The organism is Hymenobacter sp. BT559, assembly GCF_017571525.1.
In the GTDB taxonomy this organism is placed as follows: Bacteria; Bacteroidota; Bacteroidia; order Cytophagales; family Hymenobacteraceae; genus Hymenobacter; species Hymenobacter ginsengisoli.
In genome coordinates, this window is record NZ_JAGETY010000010.1 from 1 (window position 1) to 19227 (window position 19227).

General features: G+C 47.4%; 15 protein-coding genes and 1 pseudogene. 13 read left to right on the top strand and 3 right to left on the bottom strand.

Features of this window, described 5'->3' with window-relative positions:
* The 5 genes and pseudogenes from J4D99_RS14185 to J4D99_RS14205 all read left to right on the top strand — a co-directional run.
* Positions 1 to 1032: ABC transporter ATP-binding protein (locus J4D99_RS14185; protein ID WP_208132388.1), on the top strand; the 1032-nt coding region annotated here is incomplete at its 5' end.
* A gap of 47 nt (positions 1033 to 1079) precedes the next feature.
* A complete protein-coding gene (locus J4D99_RS14190) occupies positions 1080 to 2168 on the top strand; it encodes a DegT/DnrJ/EryC1/StrS family aminotransferase (RefSeq protein WP_208132389.1) in 1089 nt (362 codons plus the stop codon).
* 37 nt (positions 2169 to 2205) lie between these two features.
* A pseudogene (locus J4D99_RS22230) lies at positions 2206 to 2805 on the top strand (acetyltransferase); the annotation flags it as partial.
* A 498-nt stretch (positions 2806 to 3303) separates the two neighbouring features.
* Positions 3304 to 4305, top strand: a complete 1002-nt coding sequence (locus tag J4D99_RS14200; RefSeq protein WP_208132391.1) for a glycosyltransferase family 2 protein — start codon at positions 3304 to 3306, stop codon at positions 4303 to 4305.
* 27 nt (positions 4306 to 4332) lie between these two features.
* Positions 4333 to 5430 (top strand): glycosyltransferase, encoded by a 1098-nt coding sequence (locus J4D99_RS14205; protein WP_208132392.1) that lies wholly within the window; start codon positions 4333 to 4335, stop codon positions 5428 to 5430.
* A 466-nt stretch (positions 5431 to 5896) separates the two neighbouring features.
* Here J4D99_RS14205 and J4D99_RS14210 read toward each other — a convergent pair whose 3' ends face one another.
* The gene (locus J4D99_RS14210) at positions 5897 to 7090 is read right to left on the bottom strand and encodes a glycosyltransferase family 61 protein (RefSeq protein ID WP_208132393.1); all 1194 of its coding nucleotides are present in this window, start codon (positions 7088 to 7090) and stop codon (positions 5897 to 5899) included.
* Positions 7091 to 7693: 603 nt separating this feature from the next.
* On the opposite strand from J4D99_RS14210, the gene J4D99_RS14215 reads away from it, so the two are divergent.
* The 8 genes from J4D99_RS14215 (at position 7694) to J4D99_RS14250 (ending at position 16477) form a co-directional block, all read left to right on the top strand.
* Entirely contained in the window at positions 7694 to 8461 is a 768-nt protein-coding gene (locus tag J4D99_RS14215) for a hypothetical protein (protein WP_208132394.1), read from the top strand.
* Between the two features lie 91 nt (positions 8462 to 8552).
* Complete coding sequence (gene gmd, locus J4D99_RS14220; RefSeq protein ID WP_208132395.1) at positions 8553 to 9668, top strand: GDP-mannose 4,6-dehydratase; 1116 nt, start codon at positions 8553 to 8555, stop codon at positions 9666 to 9668.
* A gap of 47 nt (positions 9669 to 9715) precedes the next feature.
* Positions 9716 to 10654, top strand: a complete 939-nt coding sequence (locus J4D99_RS14225; RefSeq protein ID WP_208132396.1) for a GDP-L-fucose synthase family protein — start codon at positions 9716 to 9718, stop codon at positions 10652 to 10654.
* A gap of 62 nt (positions 10655 to 10716) precedes the next feature.
* Entirely contained in the window at positions 10717 to 11718 is a 1002-nt protein-coding gene (locus J4D99_RS14230) for an STELLO glycosyltransferase family protein (protein WP_208132397.1), read from the top strand.
* A gap of 77 nt (positions 11719 to 11795) precedes the next feature.
* Positions 11796 to 12803 (top strand): glycosyltransferase family 2 protein, encoded by a 1008-nt coding sequence (locus tag J4D99_RS14235; RefSeq protein WP_208132398.1) that lies wholly within the window; start codon positions 11796 to 11798, stop codon positions 12801 to 12803.
* 12 nt (positions 12804 to 12815) lie between these two features.
* The gene (locus tag J4D99_RS14240) at positions 12816 to 14108 is read left to right on the top strand and encodes a glycosyltransferase (protein ID WP_208132399.1); all 1293 of its coding nucleotides are present in this window, start codon (positions 12816 to 12818) and stop codon (positions 14106 to 14108) included.
* 138 nt (positions 14109 to 14246) lie between these two features.
* On the top strand, positions 14247 to 15332 hold the full coding sequence (locus J4D99_RS14245; protein WP_208132400.1) for a glycosyltransferase family 4 protein: 1086 nt from the start codon (positions 14247 to 14249) through the stop codon (positions 15330 to 15332).
* A 233-nt stretch (positions 15333 to 15565) separates the two neighbouring features.
* Positions 15566 to 16477 carry a glycosyltransferase family 4 protein gene (locus tag J4D99_RS14250; RefSeq protein WP_309509590.1) on the top strand — a complete coding sequence of 304 codons (912 nt, stop codon included), beginning with the start codon at positions 15566 to 15568 and terminating at the stop codon, positions 16475 to 16477.
* Positions 16478 to 16486: 9 nt separating this feature from the next.
* Here J4D99_RS14250 and J4D99_RS14255 read toward each other — a convergent pair whose 3' ends face one another.
* Positions 16487 to 17836 (bottom strand): hypothetical protein, encoded by a 1350-nt coding sequence (locus J4D99_RS14255; protein WP_208132402.1) that lies wholly within the window; start codon positions 17834 to 17836, stop codon positions 16487 to 16489.
* 12 nt (positions 17837 to 17848) lie between these two features.
* A complete protein-coding gene (locus tag J4D99_RS14260) occupies positions 17849 to 19132 on the bottom strand; it encodes a tetratricopeptide repeat protein (protein ID WP_208132403.1) in 1284 nt (427 codons plus the stop codon).
* Between the last annotated feature and the right edge of the window lie 95 nt (positions 19133 to 19227).

Sequence of the window (19227 nt, forward strand, 5' to 3'; positions counted from 1 at the left end):
CGATTGATTGCAAATCAAAACGAGGTTCAAAGTCTTGATGCTGAAGCTTATTTATTTTCATTGCTGCCGACTAAGATGATTGAAATGGTCGCCATTATTGGTGTTCTAACTATTTTCTTATATGCAATTTTTTTTCCTAGTGCTTCAACTAACTTGATTGCCCTAGTTGGGTTGTTTGCGGCAGCAGCATATCGCCTAATGCCGTCTATGAATCGCATATTAACAGCGTTAGTTCAGCTTAAACAATTTCAATATACTATTGAAAGCTTAGAGTCCTATCGCGAGGCCAAGTATAATGAATCGCCTCATCCGCAGCAATTGCCTTTAAGCTTTAATAAAAGTATTGCTTTTGACAATCTTTGTTTTTCATTCCCAGGCGAGCAAAAGCCAACATTGCGCAATGTCAACATTGCAATTCGTAAAGGTGAAAAAATTGGTTTCATTGGTAGTTCCGGTTCTGGTAAAACCACTTTGATGAATATTTTGCTCCGATTCTATTCTGAGCAACAAGGTGCTATTCTTATTGATGGGCAGCCTCTAACGCCACAACATCTGCAAGCCTGGCATAGTATAATCGGCTATGTAAAGCAAGATACATTCTTGATGGAAGCATCCATTCAGGACAATATTACCTTAGGGGACTCTGAGGTCGATATAAAGCGTATGCATTATGCGATAGAGCAGGCTTCTCTTCAATCCTTTGTCACTAGCCTTCCGGAAGGGTTGAATACCTTTATCGGTGAGCGTGGGTCCAAGTTATCAGGTGGCCAGCGCCAGCGCATTGGCATTGCCCGTGCCCTTTATAAGCAGACCGAGATACTTGTGTTGGACGAAGCCACCAGCGCGCTCGATAATGAAACTGAGCGAGAGGTAAACGAAGCAATTAATAAGTTATCCCACACTGATATGACCATATTAATTATAGCACACCGTATCACTACGCTTCGCGAGTGTGATAGAATTTATGAGTTAAGTCATGGCGAAGTAATCGCCGAGCACCAATACGAGGACTTGATACGTAAAATCGTGTAATTGAACTAAACAACTAGTCATTCAACCATTTAATCAATACACTTAGCTTGAATATCAACGTCACAAAAGCATACTTACCTCCTTTGGAGGAGTATTCAGAATATTTGAAGGGTATCTGGGAGCGAAGCTGGTTGACCAATAATGGCCCACTGGTTCAACGCTTAGAGGCAGACCTTAGTAGGTACCTTGACAATTCATTGGTGCAATTCACTAGCAATGGAACAATTGCTTTACAAATTGCCATCAAAGCGCTTGAATTAACTGGTGAAATTATCACGACCCCTTTTTCCTATGTGGCTACCACAACAGCCATCTTGTGGGAGAATTGTGAGCCAGTGTTCGTGGACATTGAAAATCATACTTTCTGTATTGACGCGAGTAAGATTGAAGCGGCAATAACGCCGCGTACTACTGGTATTCTCGCTACGCACGTCTATGGCTATCCATGCGATGTTTTAGCAATTGAGGATATTGCTCAGCGCCACAATCTAAAGGTAATTTATGATGGGGCCCATGCCTTTGGCGTGCGGATACATGGTCGTTCTCTGCTGAGCTACGGTGATTTAACGACTTGTAGCTTCCACGCCACTAAGCTGTTTCATACAGTAGAAGGTGGTGCAATTGTGATAAAGAATGAAGCGCTAGCTCGCAAAATCTGGCTCTATAAGTCTTTCGGCCACATTGGTGACGAATACTTTACATTAGGGGTAAATGGAAAAAATTCCGAGTTTCACGCCGCAATGGGCCTATGTAATTTGCCCCGAGTAGAGGGATTTATTGAACAGCGCCGCGCACTAGCGGAATGCTATCGCCGTGAGTTGGCAGGTCTGCCACTGCAATTTCCGGAGCCTATTGATGATAGCCTACAGTATAATTATTCTTATTTCCCAGTGCTGTTCGATACTGAAAACCACTTGCTACGCGTGAAAGAAGCACTAGCAGCTCAAACTATCAATACGCGTCGGTATTTTTTCCCCTCCCTTAATCAACTACCGTATCACGCCGGTGCCTCATGTCCGACGTCAGAAGATGTGTCGAGGCGGGTGTTGTGTCTGCCCTTTTATCAGGAATTAACGTTTGAGCAAGTGCGGTGGATAAGTCAATTAGTTCGCAATTTCTATGGACTAACAGGATAAACCATACTTAACAAGTTTCTAAATTCAACTTACTATAATGCTTATTGTCGGCGCTAAAGGGCATGCGGTAGAAGTATTCCAGTGCTTAACAGAGGCTGAGCGCGAAGGCGTCTTATTTTTCGATGACGTAACCCCAAATCAGCTGCAAAAAGTATTTGGGCGATATGCACTTTTACGCACGGCTACAGAGGCTAGGGCCTACCTGGCTAGCAAAGATTCGCGGTTTGTGTTGGGGCTAGGGGGACCGTCGCGTCGGCAGCATTTGGCGACCCAATTTCTAGAGTGGGGTGGGCTGTTAACTACTGTAATCGCACCAACAGCCATAGTGGGGCCATACACAAATTCACTAGGCGCAGGGCTGAATATAATGCATGGCAGCATGGTCGCACCGAGTGCCTGCCTTGGGGAGGGCGTGTTGCTCAACGCTGGAGCCGCTGTACATCACGACGTAGAAGTAGGAGACTATTGCGAGATATCTCCAGGTGCCCGCTTGTTAGGCCGCTGCCGTCTGGGGAAGCGTTGCCAAATTGGGGCATTAGCTGCGGTGCTGCCTGATGTCGTAATAGGAGACGAGGCTGTAATAGGAGCCGGTGCTGTAGTTACACGGGATGTTCCAGCCGGTAGCACCGTGGTGGGAGTGCCTGCTCGCTCAACGCGCATAAGAGGTTAGTAAGCTTGTTTTATGGTTGGCAATAGCCTTTATGTCAAAGTCCGTAGATTAATTCAGGAGCAGAACTGACTTCAAGCAATTAATTAGAGTTCGGACATGCTATAAGTTGAAACTTTAATTAGAAGGATAGAAGTACTTTATCTGATTTTATAGGCTTTATAATTTCTGATGCATAATATATTTTTTATAAATAAGACCTTGTTACAACAGTCGTTTGGCGATAATACCGCAACTTCAATTTTGAAGACAAACTCATTTTCAGTAAACAAGTTTATCACATGGAATTTCTAGGGGCTGCAACGGATGCAATAGCTGCTAATGCAGCCAGTTGTATTATATCCTTACTGCCAATACAACAGAAGGGGCAGGCCAACCGTGCCGTACAGTAAATAGGGTAGATTAATAGAAAACTTAATACAGAGACATCTATTAACCTAAGCCTAATAGGCTACTTCTCTTTAGTCAATGCTGTCGTCTGTTAATACCATCGCTTCTTCATCGCTGGCCACTTCTCAACTGCCCTTAGTGAGCGTTCTGCTTATTACTTACAACCATGCAGCCTATATCCGGCAAGCATTGGATGGAATACTAATGCAAGAGAGACCATTTGAAATGGAAATTGTGGTAGCTAATGATGCTTCAACTGACGCAACAACAGGCATTATTGACGAATATGTCGCAAGTATGCCTCACTTATACAAAGTGTTGTCATACGACGTCAATTTAGGCGTGAATCGAAATGCCGATAGGGGCCTGCGAGCTTGCCGAGGGCGCTATGTCGCTCTTATCGAGGGCGACGATTATTGGACTGACCCACAAAAACTGGTCCGCCAAGTCGAGTTTATGGAAGCAAATCCAGACTTCAGCTTTTGCTTTCATAATGCGATGGTGGTATACGACGATGACTCGGGCACTAGCTCTCATCTCATGACGACCGACTTAAAGCCAGAATATACGCTGGCTGATATTACCCAAGCCTGGAACATTGCTACAGCCTCGGTTATGTATCGTAGAAAACTGCTATCTCAACTACCTGACTGGACATTTGACAGTGTAGCATGCGACCTGCCCATCTTCGTTATTTTAGCTAGCCAAGGGCGGGTAGGTTTTTTACCGCAGTGCATGAGCGTATACCGAATTAATCAGGGAGGAGTGTCGCGTAGTGGTCACTCTGAACGCTACATGCTAAGTATAGTTCGTATGCACGAGAATGTAGACCGCTACCTTGGCTACCGTTACCATCAGAATACTATGAAAAAGCTTGCGGAAGATTATTTGATTCTATCTAATATTAAAATAAGCCAATTAGACTATAGGGCAGCGCGTCGCTACTTACTGCGGTCCCTTTGGCTGCAACTGGCTGGGGAGAAAAAAGCCCCTACTATGAGTGATTTTAAAATGCTAGTAGGTACCATTGCTCCAGGTTTAGTGCGCCGATTTGGACGGGGACAAGCTGCGAGAGCTTAGTTACTAGGGTATTAGTTATAAGTACTTATGGAAAGAGATAAAATGTTAAGCACTTCTACCCCTCAGTTGGGTGCTACACTGCTTGTTTGTACCTACAATGGAGCCCTTCGTTTACCACAGACCTTGGCTCACCTTGCGGCGCAACAAGTGCCAGCTGATGTGACATGGGAGGTGGTACTAATAAGCAATGCTAGTACCGACGACACATTAGTCGCGGCCCCGAAACTGTGGGCTGAATTGGGTGCCCCAGCCTCCTTGCGAGTATTTGATGAGCCAAAACCAGGTAAGGAAAACGCTCTCATTCGGGGTTTTGATGAGGCCCAATACCCGTACATCTGCATTGTGGATGATGACAATTGGCTCTATCCAGACTACTTAGCACATGCCGTCGCGACTATGCATGCTCACCCGGAGATTGGCACACTCGGTGCTTACTCTGAAGGCGCATTTGAAATAACTCCTCCCGCATGGTTCGAACAGTTTCAAGCTGTGTACGCAATAGGTTCACCAGGTTCCACTTCGGGGCCATTAGGGCAAGGAGTAAACGTGGCGGGGGCAGGCTCGGTGGTGTCTAAACGCTGTTGGCAATTACTTCGGTCTTGTGGGTTCGAATTCAATAATTCGGCTAAACGGGGGGGGGCGTTATCTGGTGGCGAAGATGTAGAATTAGGGAATGCATTGCAGCTAGCTGGCTACAAGACGTGGTATGACGAGCGCTTACGCTTCCGTCATTTCATGTATAAGGAGCGCTTGACTTGGAAATATCTGCGCCGCGTTGGTTGCGGCTCTGCTACGTTAGACCTGACCGGTTTTGTGTATTACTCTTTGCTGCGCGAGCCAACCCTAGATGAAGCCACTTTTGGGCGATGCTACTACCGCTGGATGGCATGGGCAGGGTGGCAGTTACTACGCCAACCAGCACAGATAATTACCTACTGGTTGCATCGGCACGACGAAAAGCACCCCGAAACATTCGACACAATGCGGAAATTGCATACGTTTGGCGTTGCCCTCACTGGTCATGCGGAAGCTGCTCGCATCTTTAGTAAAGTAAAAAGGCTTCAGCAACGATTACAGGCTGCCACTAAAATAATAAGCACTGCCCCAGTCGATTCGTCTCTTTAATTCACACTTTGCTTTTATACAATCAGTCTTTTAAAAGGGATGGTTATCAGGTTCTAATCCTGTGAATTACTTGAATTAAGCTATTATTCAACTGCTAACGGGCTAGCTAAGCAGACGGATTATCCATAAATAATCTGTCTGCTTAGCTAGCCCGTTTATTAATGTGAATATTATTCCCTTATGCCAGGGTTCTGAACTCGGCGCAAAATCGCTTAAGATTATTGTACATCGCATTATCAAACACGCGTTTAAACCTCAATGCTACTAGCTGCCAAAGGCGTGGGTGGAAGCCCTTATGTTCAAGTTACACTGTCTACGAAGGCCTGGGAGCCTTTTAGTAGAATCGTATAAAAAAATGTCTGCAGATGGTTTTGGTTCAGTAACTAATGTTTCAGGAATATTTTATTGAACTTAGGTAGTAAGTGGTAAAACTGAACTCCAGCTTTTTTGCCTAACTATTTCAATTTTACTTGGAAAGTGGCATACTAAAGTTTCCGTATATTTTTTTGTCGACTGGAGCATTCAGCATCTTTAATACGGAATTTTCTAATTTTTTAATACTTACCTCATATTCCTTCAAGCCATCATGTCTCTTATGGCTGCTACTTGACATAGGAACTCCATCAATGTCTTCCCCTAGGACAACGTCATAGTATTTTATTCCTAAAGAATAAGCTTGGCAATAATACTCAGGCATTAATCTATTTACCGGGATAATTTCAATGATATGCGCCTTATCATAGCTCATGAAGAATTGCTGAATCAGCCCCATCCCAGTTAAAGCAACTAAGTATTCTGTTTCTTGAAAAAGTTTAACTTGTTCATCAATACTTAGATGCTCGGCATAAGCTACCTCAAAGCCATATTTGCGAAGCATATTAATAACTTCGCTTTCATTGCTTAATCCTCTCGTAAAGCGCTTCTTATCTCGGCTAAGGAAAACTCTCCTGTTAGGGACGACCTTATCCAAATTGTATAGATTTCTAGTAAAAGCCCAGCTTTCGTTTCCAAAATAAAGTGCTTTAGGTCTATACAATTTCTCTATCTGTAACCACTCATGCGGCTCTTGAACGAGCCAATTCAGTGATTTAAAATAAGGACTTCTAGAAAAAAGGTATTGAAAAAAAGGGCTATCATAAACAAATCTATTTACAATAAATGGAATATTAGCCGGTAAATCTATTTTTGATAGCACTGAGAGACGGCATACTGTTTCTATAAGGTGATGATAAAGATTCCTAGTAGCGGAACCGTCATATAGTACAGCTGCTTTTAGCGTTTTGGCCTTATTTCTATGTAAAATGTGTGGCAGTATATAAGGGTATTGATAATCCGCAGTAAATACAACAGTCTGCTCTATTAATTGATTGAATCCTTTTGTGCCTAAACAGCGCTCTGGCTCGATTAAAACATCATCTATTTCAAGAACATATTCGACTTGACTTTGTATATCCCATTTATCTAAATCTTTGCGAAGAAATTGACTAAATATATCTTCATCGAAACAAATTGGTAAATCTTTGATAACGTCGACCTCATTATAAAAAAGATAACGCATATCATCTCCGGCATTCCTTCGCTTCCAAAACTTCTCGGCTGTGGACCTGCCAATTTTTGAGCGCCACAAGAATGAGCGTAAAGCACGAGTGAATAGATTCATGGTTTGTTTAGAATTTATAGATTGCAAAAAGTACCTTAACAAAGAGCATTTTTAAAGGTCAAAGATAACGAAGCATAAGCTTTCACGCAGTTGATTTGCGTAATGGCTTGGTGCACAGGCGAAGCCAAGAGGGGAAAAGAGGCAAGATAGTCTAATGCTGAGAAATGTCTGCTGCCATGATGCATGTAGAAAAGAAGATTTAAAAATAATATTCATATATTAATAAATATATAATATATGAATATTATTTTTAATAAATAGACGTCAAGCCATGAAAAGTGCCCGGTGTAATGCCTATCTTTGCAGCCAAATGCGCCTAAACGTCAGGCTTAAAGAGTATATTAAATGGTTATAGCCGCTATACTATCGACTCGTTCTTATCTGAAAGAATCATTCTATGATTTGGTTTACGAATGGGAAGAGGATTTGTCTAGGGTATTAACCATTCCTATTCTAAATGCTCTGCCACCTTTTCGGAAGTTGTTCATCAATAAGTTAAGTCGGAAGTTGATGGCTAGGGCCGAAGTCCTACATCGAGCTAGTAACCTAGTCGAGGTAGCCAACGTGTTTAGGCCGTTTAAGGGATATTATCTAGTGTTTGAGATGGGTGTCAATATTGAGCCCAATTTCTCAACTTCTGAGAAAGCCATTCCAGCTTTTATCGACTTGTGGAAGCAGACAGACATAACGGCTTTTCAGCGCACTTACCGGGACTGTCCGCTTGTGTTAGTTTCTAGTCTAGAAGCAGTTGCCTATTTGAAGGAACAGGGATGTCGATTAAACCTAGCCCATTTTCCGCTTAGTCTGTCGGACCGTTATAAAGCGGAAACGGGCAAGGTATACACAAAGAAATATGATGTTGTGCTTGCTGGTCGTACTAACCCAGTGCTAAGCACTTATTTGCAAGAGTTTAGTAACAAGCATCCCACTGTCGAGATTTTACGCCAGCAGGAGGTTGATGGGGTGTTCTGCTACGTATCGAACCTGAGTGGGAAGGTAAGCGAGTTTAAGACTCGGGAAGAGTATATTGAATTGCTTCGCGCTACCAAAATCTCCTTCTACAGCACACCCGGAATTGATGGTGGTGAAAAGCGTACGGGTGGGTTCAACCCTGTCACGCCACGCTATTTGGAGCTACTTAGTGCCCAGTGCCTACTTTTAGGCAAGTACCCCGACAACGAAGAAACCCGCTTTTATCAGCTAAGCGAAGTATGTCCGAATGTTGCTTCCTACGCGCAATTTGAGGACCTTATGCTAAGTTATTTGAAACAGAGTGAGGCTCCCCTTGACCTTTATGAGAGTATTTTGCAAAAGCATTACACTTCGTGTCGGGCCGCCCTGCTGCAAAAGTTAATTCACGAACTGAACTAAGCTAATTGTGCTTGTAATGTTGCTAATCGAAGATTAATAACATTACAAGCATTTAATAAATGACCATATTTTATATCACTAAACCACTCCATTGAAACGCGCACTCATCACCGGAATCACGGGGCAGGACGGGTCCTATCTCACCGAACTACTCTTGTCTAAGGGATACGAAGTTCATGGTATTAAGCGACGGGCCTCGTCGCTCAACTCCCAGCGCCTCGACCACCTATACCAAGACCCGCATGAAGCCCACGTACGCTTTACACTACACTATGGCGACCTAACAGATTCGACTAATCTGATTCGCATCATTCAGGAGGTGCAGCCCGATGAGATTTATAACCTTGGGGCCATGTCGCACGTGAAGGTGTCGTTCGATACACCTGAATACACAGCCGATGTGGACGGTGTAGGCACGCTGCGCCTGTTGGAAGCCGTACGCTTGCTAGGCCTGACCAAGAAAACTCGCATCTACCAAGCTAGCACTTCGGAACTATATGGTTTGGTGCAGGAAGTGCCTCAACGCGAAACTACGCCCTTCTATCCCCGCTCGCCCTACGCTGTGGCTAAGCTCTACGGCTACTGGATTACGGTGAACTACCGCGAAGCCTATGGCATGTACGCTTGTAATGGGATTCTCTTTAACCATGAAAGCCCGCAGCGTGGCGAAACCTTTGTGACCCGCAAGATTACTAGGGCTGCTGCGCGCATTGCTCTTGGTCTGCAGGATAAGCTGTATCTAGGCAACCTAGACGCTAAGCGCGACTGGGGTCACGCCAAGGATTACGTGGAAGCTATGTGGCGTATGTTACAACAGGAAACTGCTGAGGATTATGTAATTGCCACCGGTGTGACGACTACCGTGCGAGAGTTTGTGCGCCTAGCCTTTGCCGAGTTAGGCATCGAAGTATCATTTTCGGGCGAAGGCATAGCCGAGCGTGGCACGGTGGTAGCCTGCCGCGACGCCGAGTATCAAGTGCCTGCTGGCACAGTGGTAGTTGAAGTTGATGAGCGGTATTTCCGTCCTACCGAAGTAGAATTGCTTATTGGCGACCCGACCAAGGCTAAGCACCAGCTAGGCTGGGAGCCCAAGTACGACCTTCCTGCCCTAGTGAAGGAAATGGTGCAGTCCGACTTAGGCCTATTTAAGCGCGACGCATATCTACGCGAGGGTGGCCACCCCATTCCGCAGGCTTACGCAGAATAAGCTGGTACTGTGTGCCGATTGAATAAGCACAATTGACTTTACTAGAGATGGAAAAAAACGCAAAAATCTACGTAGCCGGGCACCGGGGCATGGTAGGCTCAGCGCTCGTGCGCTGCCTGAAGCAAGCGGGCTACCACAATCTAGTGGTGCGTACCTCCCAAGAGTTGGACCTACGCCAGCAAGCCGCCGTAGCAGCCTTTTTCGAAGCCGAAAAGCCTGAATACGTTCTATTGGCCGCTGCTAAGGTAGGAGGCATACACGCTAATAATACTTATCCAGCTGATTTCTTATTGGATAATCTGCAGTTGCAGACCAATGTTATCGAGCAAAGCCACCGGCATGGGGTGCGCAAGCTGCTATTTCTTGGTTCGTCATGCGTGTACCCCAAAATGTGCCCGCAACCTATCCGGGAAGAGTATTTGCTTACCAGCGCACTCGAGCCTACCAACGAGGCCTACGCCATTGCTAAGATTGCCGGTATCAAGCTCTGCGAGTACTTCCGTAAGCAGCATGGCAGTGATTATATCAGTGCTATGCCCACTAACTTGTATGGGCCGGGCGACAACTATGACTTGGCCAATTCGCATGTGCTGCCCGCCATGCTACGCAAGTTTCACGAAGCCAAGCTAAACGGGCAGCCGGCAGTGGTTATTTGGGGCTCGGGCACGCCGCGCCGCGAATTTTTACACGTTGACGACTTAGCCATTGCCTGCCTGCACTTGCTAGAAAACTACAGCGAGCCCGCGCCCATTAACGTGGGTACCGGCGAGGATCTGACCATACTGGAACTGGCTGAACTGGTGCGTGATGTGACGGGCTACACCGGCGATATCCAACTTGACGGCACTAAGCCCGATGGTACGCCCCGCAAACTGCTCGATGTATCGCGACTACGCGCGCTAGGGTGGGAGCCTCGTATCGGACTTCGTGAGGGCATCGCCCGCGTTTACCAGGAAACCTTTGGCGCGGTTCCGACGCCTGCCTAATCATTCCTTTTCTGGCGGTGGGCCTAGCCTAGCGTCTCTTTCTTCGACTCTAATATTTTTCAATGAGCACTAAGCCTGCCATCGTCATTACGTCCATTTTTGCGCCGACTGAGGCCGTAACCAAATTTGCAGCCTTATCCACTCATCAGCTTATTGTCGCTGGTGATAAGAAGTCGCCAGTTCAATGGGAGGCTGCGGGGGCTACGTACCTCTCAGTAGCTGACCAGGAACAGCAAGGTTTTAAGCTTTTTAATAAGCTGCCTTTCAACCATTACGGGCGCAAAATGATGGGCTACCTGCATGCTATGCAGCAGGGCGCTCAAATGATTATTGACACCGACGATGACAACATCCCTTACGACAACTGGACCTTTCCCAGTATGGAAGGGGAATTTAGCACCTCGCCGGCTGACAAAGGATTTGTCAACCTCTATAAGAATTTTACCTCGCACCACATTTGGCCTCGCGGCTACCCGCTCGACCTCATCCTTGACGAAGGCCATAACCTGAAAGAAGAAGAGCTACGCCCGGAAATGGGGAAAATAGGTATTTGGCAGGGTTTGGCTGATAGTGACCCCGATGTAGATGCCATTTACCGACTCGTAGATAATACCGAGATTTTTTTCAATAAGCGTGCGCCCATCGTGTTGGCAGAAGGCACCATGTGCCCCTTTAATTCTCAAAACACAGCTGTGCGGAGAGAGTTATTTCCGCTGCTTTATCTACCCGCATACGTAACCTTTCGCTTCACTGATATTCTGCGCGGTTTAGTGGCTCAGCCTATTATGTGGGCCCACGGCTACCGGCTCGGCTTTACTGAGGCTACGGTAATTCAGGTGCGTAATCCGCACGACTACGTAAAGGACTTTGAGTCGGAAATACCTTGCTATCTACACCCAAATCGTGTTATCGCGGCTGTAAGCCGAGCCATTGACCCCTCCGTTACGGTAGCAGAGAACCTGCGCCGTGCCTACGCCGAGTTAGCTAAAGAAAATATTGTTACCACTGAAGAGCTCGAGTTGCTTGATTTGTGGCTAGCCGATGTGCAGACATTGGTATCGTAGCTGAAATTTCTGATATTCTATCTAGATTAAAAGTTGTCGCTAGCGAACTGCGCTGGCGACAACTCATTTGCGCTACTATGAATCCTTGCGTATCAGTTGTACTTCCTATTTATAATGTAGCCCCTTATATTGAAGAAACAATTGCCAGCATTTTAAAGCAGACGTTTACTGACTTTGAGTTGCTAGTGATAGATGACTGCTCGACTGATGACACTGCTGCCAAGGTTCAATCCTTCAAAGACCCGCGGTTACGTTTCATACAAAATACTCAAAACCTTGGTCGTGCCGGTACCGATAACGCCGCTTTACCGCATGTACGGGGACGCTACGTTGCCAAGATGGACGGCGACGACCTCTGCCATCCCGAACGTCTGGCACGGCAAGTGGCTTATTTAGAGAAGCATCCTGAGGTAAACATAGTAGGCAGCTGGATGCAAAACTTTGGAGCAAGCACTTACTTAAATCGCTACCCTGAGAGGCCCGCAGACACACAAGTATTAACACTATTTACACTACCGACAGGGAACCCATCGGTAATGTTGCGGACCTCCCTGCTTCGGGAAGGAGGAATGCAATACGACGCAAGCTTGCGTCAGACTGAAGACTATGATTTCTTCGCCCGTTATGTACGAGAATTGCGCGTGGCTACGCTACCTCAGGCACTTATTCAATATCGAGTTCCGCCTGATACTATCAAAGTTAGTATTTTAACTGAGCGTAGCACGGTGGCTAATGACGTGCGCGAGCGCCTATTGCGCACCTGGGGCGTAAGCCAAAACCCACGAGACATACTAGTGCACAATGCTATAGCAAGGATTGGTAGCCCGTTACTAGATGTGAGCCTCGACGAAGTCGAAGAATGGCTCCTCCGACTTATTCAATACAATGCTGTGCAACCACTATTCGAGCCGGCCGCTTTATGCCGAGGTCTAGGCGAGCGTTGGTTTGAAATGTGCTACACCCATCCAGAGTCCTGGTTTAGGAACGTGCGTCGATTTGGGCGCAGTCCACTAGCTGTTTATTTTCCGGTAACCGGCTCAAAGCGACTTAAATTTTGGGCCAAAGCATTAAGGTTTAATTTCTAATTATCTGTAAATGTGCTCCTGCTTGTTGTGGGTAGCTACATTCTCAGCTTTTCTACCAGTATCGTGCCTACCGATGCCATTCTGCTGCTGATACCAAACCTAGGAATGGGAGGGGCTCAACGTGTTTTTCATGACCACAGTGTGGAGCTGGCCAAGCGCTATACAGTAACCGAAGCCGTTTTCAACTTGGAAGGTGGTGATGCGTATCCTAGTGGCAACCCAGTGGTAAGCCTAGAAGTGAGTGGAGGAGGGGGAGCATTAGAAAAGACACAAAACTTTTGGCGACGCGTAAAGGAGTTGCGCCGCCTACGCGAAAAAAAACGCCCTGCAGTTGTTGTAAGCCATCTAGAAGGGGCCGACTACGTAAACTTGCTAAGCGGCGGACCTGGTAAGATTGTTTTGTGCATTCACGGTTCAAAGCTACACGATGCTAATATCAATGGGCCAGTAGGATGGCTACGCAAGCGCATTCTTATGCCTTGGCTCTACAATAGAGCCGATGCCATCGTAACAGTAAGCCGCGATATCAAGCCTGAACTCGTTGACTTCTTTGGTGTAAAAGCCGAAAAAATATTGACTATCAATAATTTTTTCGAGGTTGCTGATGTCGAAGCTAAAGCTCAGGAACTCTTATCACTAGCCGAGCAAGCAGTGTATGCCTCTGCCCCTGTACTGGTTACCTCGGGCCGCCTTACGCGCCAGAAGAATCAGGTGCCGCTGCTTACAGTATTTGCGCATTTGCTGCGTCAGCAGCCAGCTAAGCTGGTATTTGTGGGCGATGGTGAATTGCGGGACGACATTGTAGGCGCAGCCCGGCAGCGCGGCCTTCGCGTATACGAAGCCTGGAGCAGCGCTGGACTCTCAACTGAGTATGATGTCTATTTTATGGGTATGCAAACTAACCCATTTAAATACATAAAGCCTGCTACCTTATTCGTTTTCCCTTCGGCGTGGGAAGGATTCCCAATGGCACTAGGCGAGGCTATGATTTGCGGTATTCCGGTAGTATCAACCGATTGCCCTACTGGCCCGCGCGAAATGCTTGCCCCCACTACCACTGCTCCGGCGCTGGCACTACGCCACGCGGAGTGGGCTGAGTTTGGCGTATTAATGCCCATGCTCACGAATGAAACTACTCAGCTAGCCGATGAAGCGGTATGGACAACCACCTTACTACAATTACTAGCTGACAAGGGCGCACGCCAACGCTTAGGTCAGGCTGCCCGCCGCCGGATGAACGATTTTACCCGGGAGCGTATTGCCGGACAATGGGTGCAATTGTTGGAGGATGTTATAAGGAAATAATATACTGTTTTTCAAGATAATTATCTTGCATGGGCTCTTGAAAGCAAATCATATGCAATATCTTTTCATTATTGCCTAATTATTTTGGTGGTACTTGTAGTTGATAATTCGCGAGCGGTAACCGGTGCCCTGAATGCTATGCGCAATGCAACTGGCCCCTTGCGCGACCAGCAGCACTTTAGATTTGCATATGTATTGCCGACTGGTAGTTCAGGTCGTGCCGTGCTTGAAGCCGATGGGTACCCCGTCTATGAGTTGCCATTTGTAGAGCTTAGTAGGCGCAAGGCTGATTTACTGCGTTATGTGCCCATGCTGCTATTAAATGGCTGGCGGCTTTACCGTCTCGCGCAGCGTGAGAAGGCGACTATCGTTCACCTAAATGATTTTTATAATCTAACTGGCTACATAGCACGGCTATTAAGCTTAGGTCAGCTTCAGGTAGTAACTCATGTGCGTTTCTTGCCTCAGAGCCTGCCACAACCTTTTGCACGTACTTGGCGCTGGCTAGCCGAGCGCGGGGCAAGCAGGGTAATATGTGTGTCGGAAGCAGTGCGACGCTATTTCAGCGCAGCAGTTAAAATTAAGGTAGTGTATGACCCATTGCCGGTAGCAGAAGAACATCCTGAGCCTTTGCATCTGCCCCAGGCTGATAAAACTGTGCAGCTACTATACCTTAGCAACTATATCCAAGGCAAGGGGCAGGACTTGGCGCTGCAGGCTTTTCAGAAAGCTTATGTCCAAAATCCACAACTGCGTCTTCGATTTGTGGGTGGGGATATGGGAATGGCCAAAAATCGGCTGTTTAAACAGCAACTCGAAGACATAGTACGCCAAACTGGACTTCATAAAGTAGTGCAGTTCGCTGGATTTGCTGAAGATGTAGAGGCTGAGATAAAAAAAGTAGATATTCTACTTAATTTTTCAGAATCAGAATCATTCTCATTGACTTGCCTGGACGCGCTTTATTATGGTACGCCACTCATTGCCAGTGATTGTGGAGGGCCTGCCGAACTATTTGAAAATGGTAAGTCGGGTTTACTGGTGCCCAATCGTGATGTAGAAGCTATGGCAGCGGCCATCGTGCAGCTCGCTGCTAATACTGGTCAGCGGGCCGACTTCGTCAAGGCTGGAAGGGCATTTGTGCGGCAGAAGTTTGCGCCAGCTCATACCTACGAGGCGTTAGGTAATCTTTACAAAGAGGTTTTGCTAGCTACTGGCAAGTAGGATAGGGGTTGCCAGCGCTAATTTTGTATCTCGTTCAAGCTAAACTAGTAGGTTTGGCGCCTTTGACTTTGCGCATTCTTTTTTTAATACCTTACCCAGCAGGTCGGGCGCCTTCCCAGCGCTTTCGCTTCGAGCAATACCTGGATATACTGACTACTCACGGCCATCAGTATCGGCTGGCTCCTTTTTTAAGTGAAGCTACCTGGCGAATTCTATATAAGCCTGGGCTAGCTGTGCAAAAGGCATCTGGTATCGTGCAAGGCTTTATCCGGCGGCTAGGTCATTTGCTGGCGGCTCCAGCTTATGATTTTGTTTTTATTCACCGCGAAGCTGCCCCGCTAGGGCCGCCGCTGTTTGAATGGCTGTTAGCTAAGGTATTGCGAAAGCGCATTATCTATGACTTCGACGATGCCATTTGGTTGGCTAATACTTCAGAGGCTAATAAAATAGCAGCCGGCTTAAAATGGCACCAAAAAGTGGCTAACATCTGCGGGTGGGCCTACAAAAATAGCTGCGGCAATACTTACCTGGCCGACTATGCGCGGCAATATAATCCTAGCGCGGTAGTCAACCCGACTACCATTGACACTGTGCACCTGCACAACCAAGTGCGCGACCAATTGGCACCGGGGCCGCTAGTGATAGGGTGGACGGGCACTCATTCAACACTCAAATATTTATTGCCGATAGTGCCAGTATTGGCTCGCCTAGAAGCCGATGGGCTGAATTTCGAGTTTCGTGTTATCTCCAATCAGCCCCCCGAATTTGCGCAGCCGTTGCGCTCGCTACGCTTTATGCCCTGGCAGAAAGCCACGGAGATTCCAGACCTGCTTAGCTTCCACGTCGGCCTGATGCCACTGGAGGATGACCCTTGGGCCAAGGGAAAGTGTGCTTTTAAGGCTCTGCAATACATGGCATTGGGTATCCCGGCGCTGGTATCGCCCGTGGGAATGAACACGGAAGTGGTGCAGAACGATGTAAACGGCTACGTCTGCCGCGAGCCGGAGGAATGGTATCAGTACTTGCGGCAATTACTTACCGACGCCCAACACCGGCAAACACTGGGCCACGCGGCCCGCGCCACTATTGAGCAGCGCTATTCGGTGCTGGCCAATACTCCTACTTTCTTGGCCCTATTTACTTAAGATATGGGCCTAAGCCAATTGTGGCCGCGCTCTGACACTCATTTTTTTGCGCGCTGTTGCACTTTGGGTGATATCACTTAAGATGTATAGACCAGCCAAGTAAAAAGGCATTAGCGGTATTTTATAGCGAACCAGCGTTCCAAAATTGCCACTCGAAATACCGACTGAAATGGCAAAAATGAGGCTGAAAATAAAGCATAACGTTAAGATGTGCGAAGAGGCAATAGCTCGGAGGGCCTTAAAAAAACCCACCCGCCAAAAAATACGCAGTGTAAATATAAAAAAATAGGAGGCTTCGAGAGCTGAGAGAGCCATAGTAGGATTACGGGCTTCCCAGATGAATGGCCGGAAAAGCGCTACAACGATAGCTTGAGGCGCTAGTTTGGCCATGCCGCCTAAGGTGCCGTCTTGCTCACCAATGTTGTAGCCAGAGCCATTTTCTTGCTTACTGACGCCCTGTAAGTAGTCGGCTGTTAGTTTACTCTGTGCGCCAATCTTTTCGATATTAAAACGGGCATCGGCGGCGGCAATACTACTCATCGCGTAGATGGCGACCGTCATGCCAATGACCAGAAAGAGGGGCCGCGCTACCATACGTACTGCTCCCGATTTGATACGCTCAGTGTTTTCATTGAAAACCCATAGCGCAGATGGAGGTACAAACGCTAGCAGAATGTACACTTTCATGGAAGCGATTACTTTGGCGGCTAGCACCCCAACAATTAGGCAGCGTAGAATATTTTTTTTCTCAATAGCCCCGCGATAAAAGGCGTAAAACAGCCAGCCTAGTGACCCAATACAGAGTGAGTCTTTGAGTAGGCCAGAGCCCCAGAAAAAAACAGAGGGTAGGAAAAATACAGCAATGGCTAACTCTTTGTAAACCTGTGGTCTAATTTTAGCGAATGTTATGTACATGACCCACATGCCGCTAAAGCTGAGCACTGCAAAGCAAACAGTGGTTACCATGTAAGTATTAAACCCTAATATGGCAAATACAGCGGCTACCCTAATAACAAAATACTCTTTGCTATCGGCGCCAAACCAACCCATTTGGCTGGCATACGGCGCAATGTCGGGCGTGAGTGTACCGTCTGTATAAATCAGGTGCAGCCCGGCACTAAAAGATTTGCCAAACGCATCATAAATAATGGAGGCGTGGTGAAAATAGTTATTTGTATCGCCTGCATAAATAGTATGGTATAGAATACCTAGTGCTAAGCCTCCTACAATTTTTGCTGAGAAGGCCGGGATAAAGTACTGTTTCGTGTATTTATTAGTGACGGCCGGACGGATTGCGTAGGCAATAGCGTAAAAAAAACCCAGGTAAAAGGGAGTAAGTAGATAGTCACTTAATTCCATAGCAATGAAAGATTAGGCTTTAGAATTTTTCTTGAGCCAGGCTTTTGCCTCCTTATACTGGTCCGACTTATGGTCGGCTTTGTCGGCTACTACCTCGTAGTAGCGGCGGGCAGCAGGCAGGTCGCGGTCGCGGTCGGCCAGACGGGCCAGGTTGGCATTGGCAAATAGGTAGAAGCCACCGTCGGTTTCGCCGTTGCTTTCGGCAAATACGATGCAGCGCTGGTAATAGTCTTTGGCTTTGGGTAAGTCGCGGTATTTATATTGCATCAGGTAGCCCATGAAATAGCTGGCGTAGCGGCCGCTGCTGGCCTCGTAGCCGGGCATTCCGACATTTATCTTAGTAAGGATGTCCTTGCTAACCCGTTCGCATTCAGCAAAGTCGGCTTGGTCGAAGCACAGCAGCGCGTAAAATCGAGCGAAGTAGCCATTGTCGGGATATTTCAGGGCTAGCCCTCGCGCAATGGGCATGGCTGCGGCCGTTTGATGCTCATCGTTGTGCAGCAGCTTCATGAGAAATACCTTAGCCTCGACGCCGGTATAAAAACCGTTGTTGGCCACCGTGCGGAGCTGGCTGAGGCCTAGCTGCTTGTTGCCCTTGGGGAAGAACAGCAGCACTGGCTTCAGCAGTGGATAGTTGTCGGGAATCCACACGGCGTAGTAATTGAAAAGCGCCTCGCCAAATAGGAACTCGGGGCTGAGGCCATTGGCCTCACTGCTTTTTTGCAAGTAGTTGAGCGCCCGCTTGCTGCTCACGGTAGCCTTGCGCCAGTTGTGCCGCTCGGCATTGAGGCGGGCGTCAAAGCCATTGGCGGCCGACAGGAAAAAATAGCCCTCGTAGTTGTGCGGGTCGGCTTTTACCAAGCGCTCGGCGTAGGTATTGGCCGTGTCCATGTAGGCAAAAAAAGTTTTGTCGTACTGCTTCGAGTCGAAGTTGGTCGGCATTATTTTCCACCATGTACTCAGCCCTAGCAAGAAGTAGGGCATGGGGTGGTGGGGGTAGCGGCGGCGCAGCGAGCGAAATTGCTTTTCGGCTTTGTCGTATTTGAAATTATAAAGGTTTTGCACCGCGCCATCCAGTTCCAGCTGAATATCCTTATCGAGCAGCAGCCAGCCTTTGGTATCGGCAGTGGGCAGCACATTTACCGTGTCGATAGCGATAGTGCGCGTACCTCCTACCTCGCCCACCCGGAGGCGGGCAGTGTCGGCCGGCGTTTTCTGGGCTTGGGCAAGCAGTAGGGGGCCTAGCAGAAACAATAGCACCAACCGACCACGCAAAAACCAAAGAAGAACGGACATACTGGGAGATAAGGCAGAAAGAGGCTGGTGGGCGGGCAGGGGCCGCTGGCCTTCGGACCTACGAAAGTACGGCAGCGATTCTAGCTTTGACGGCT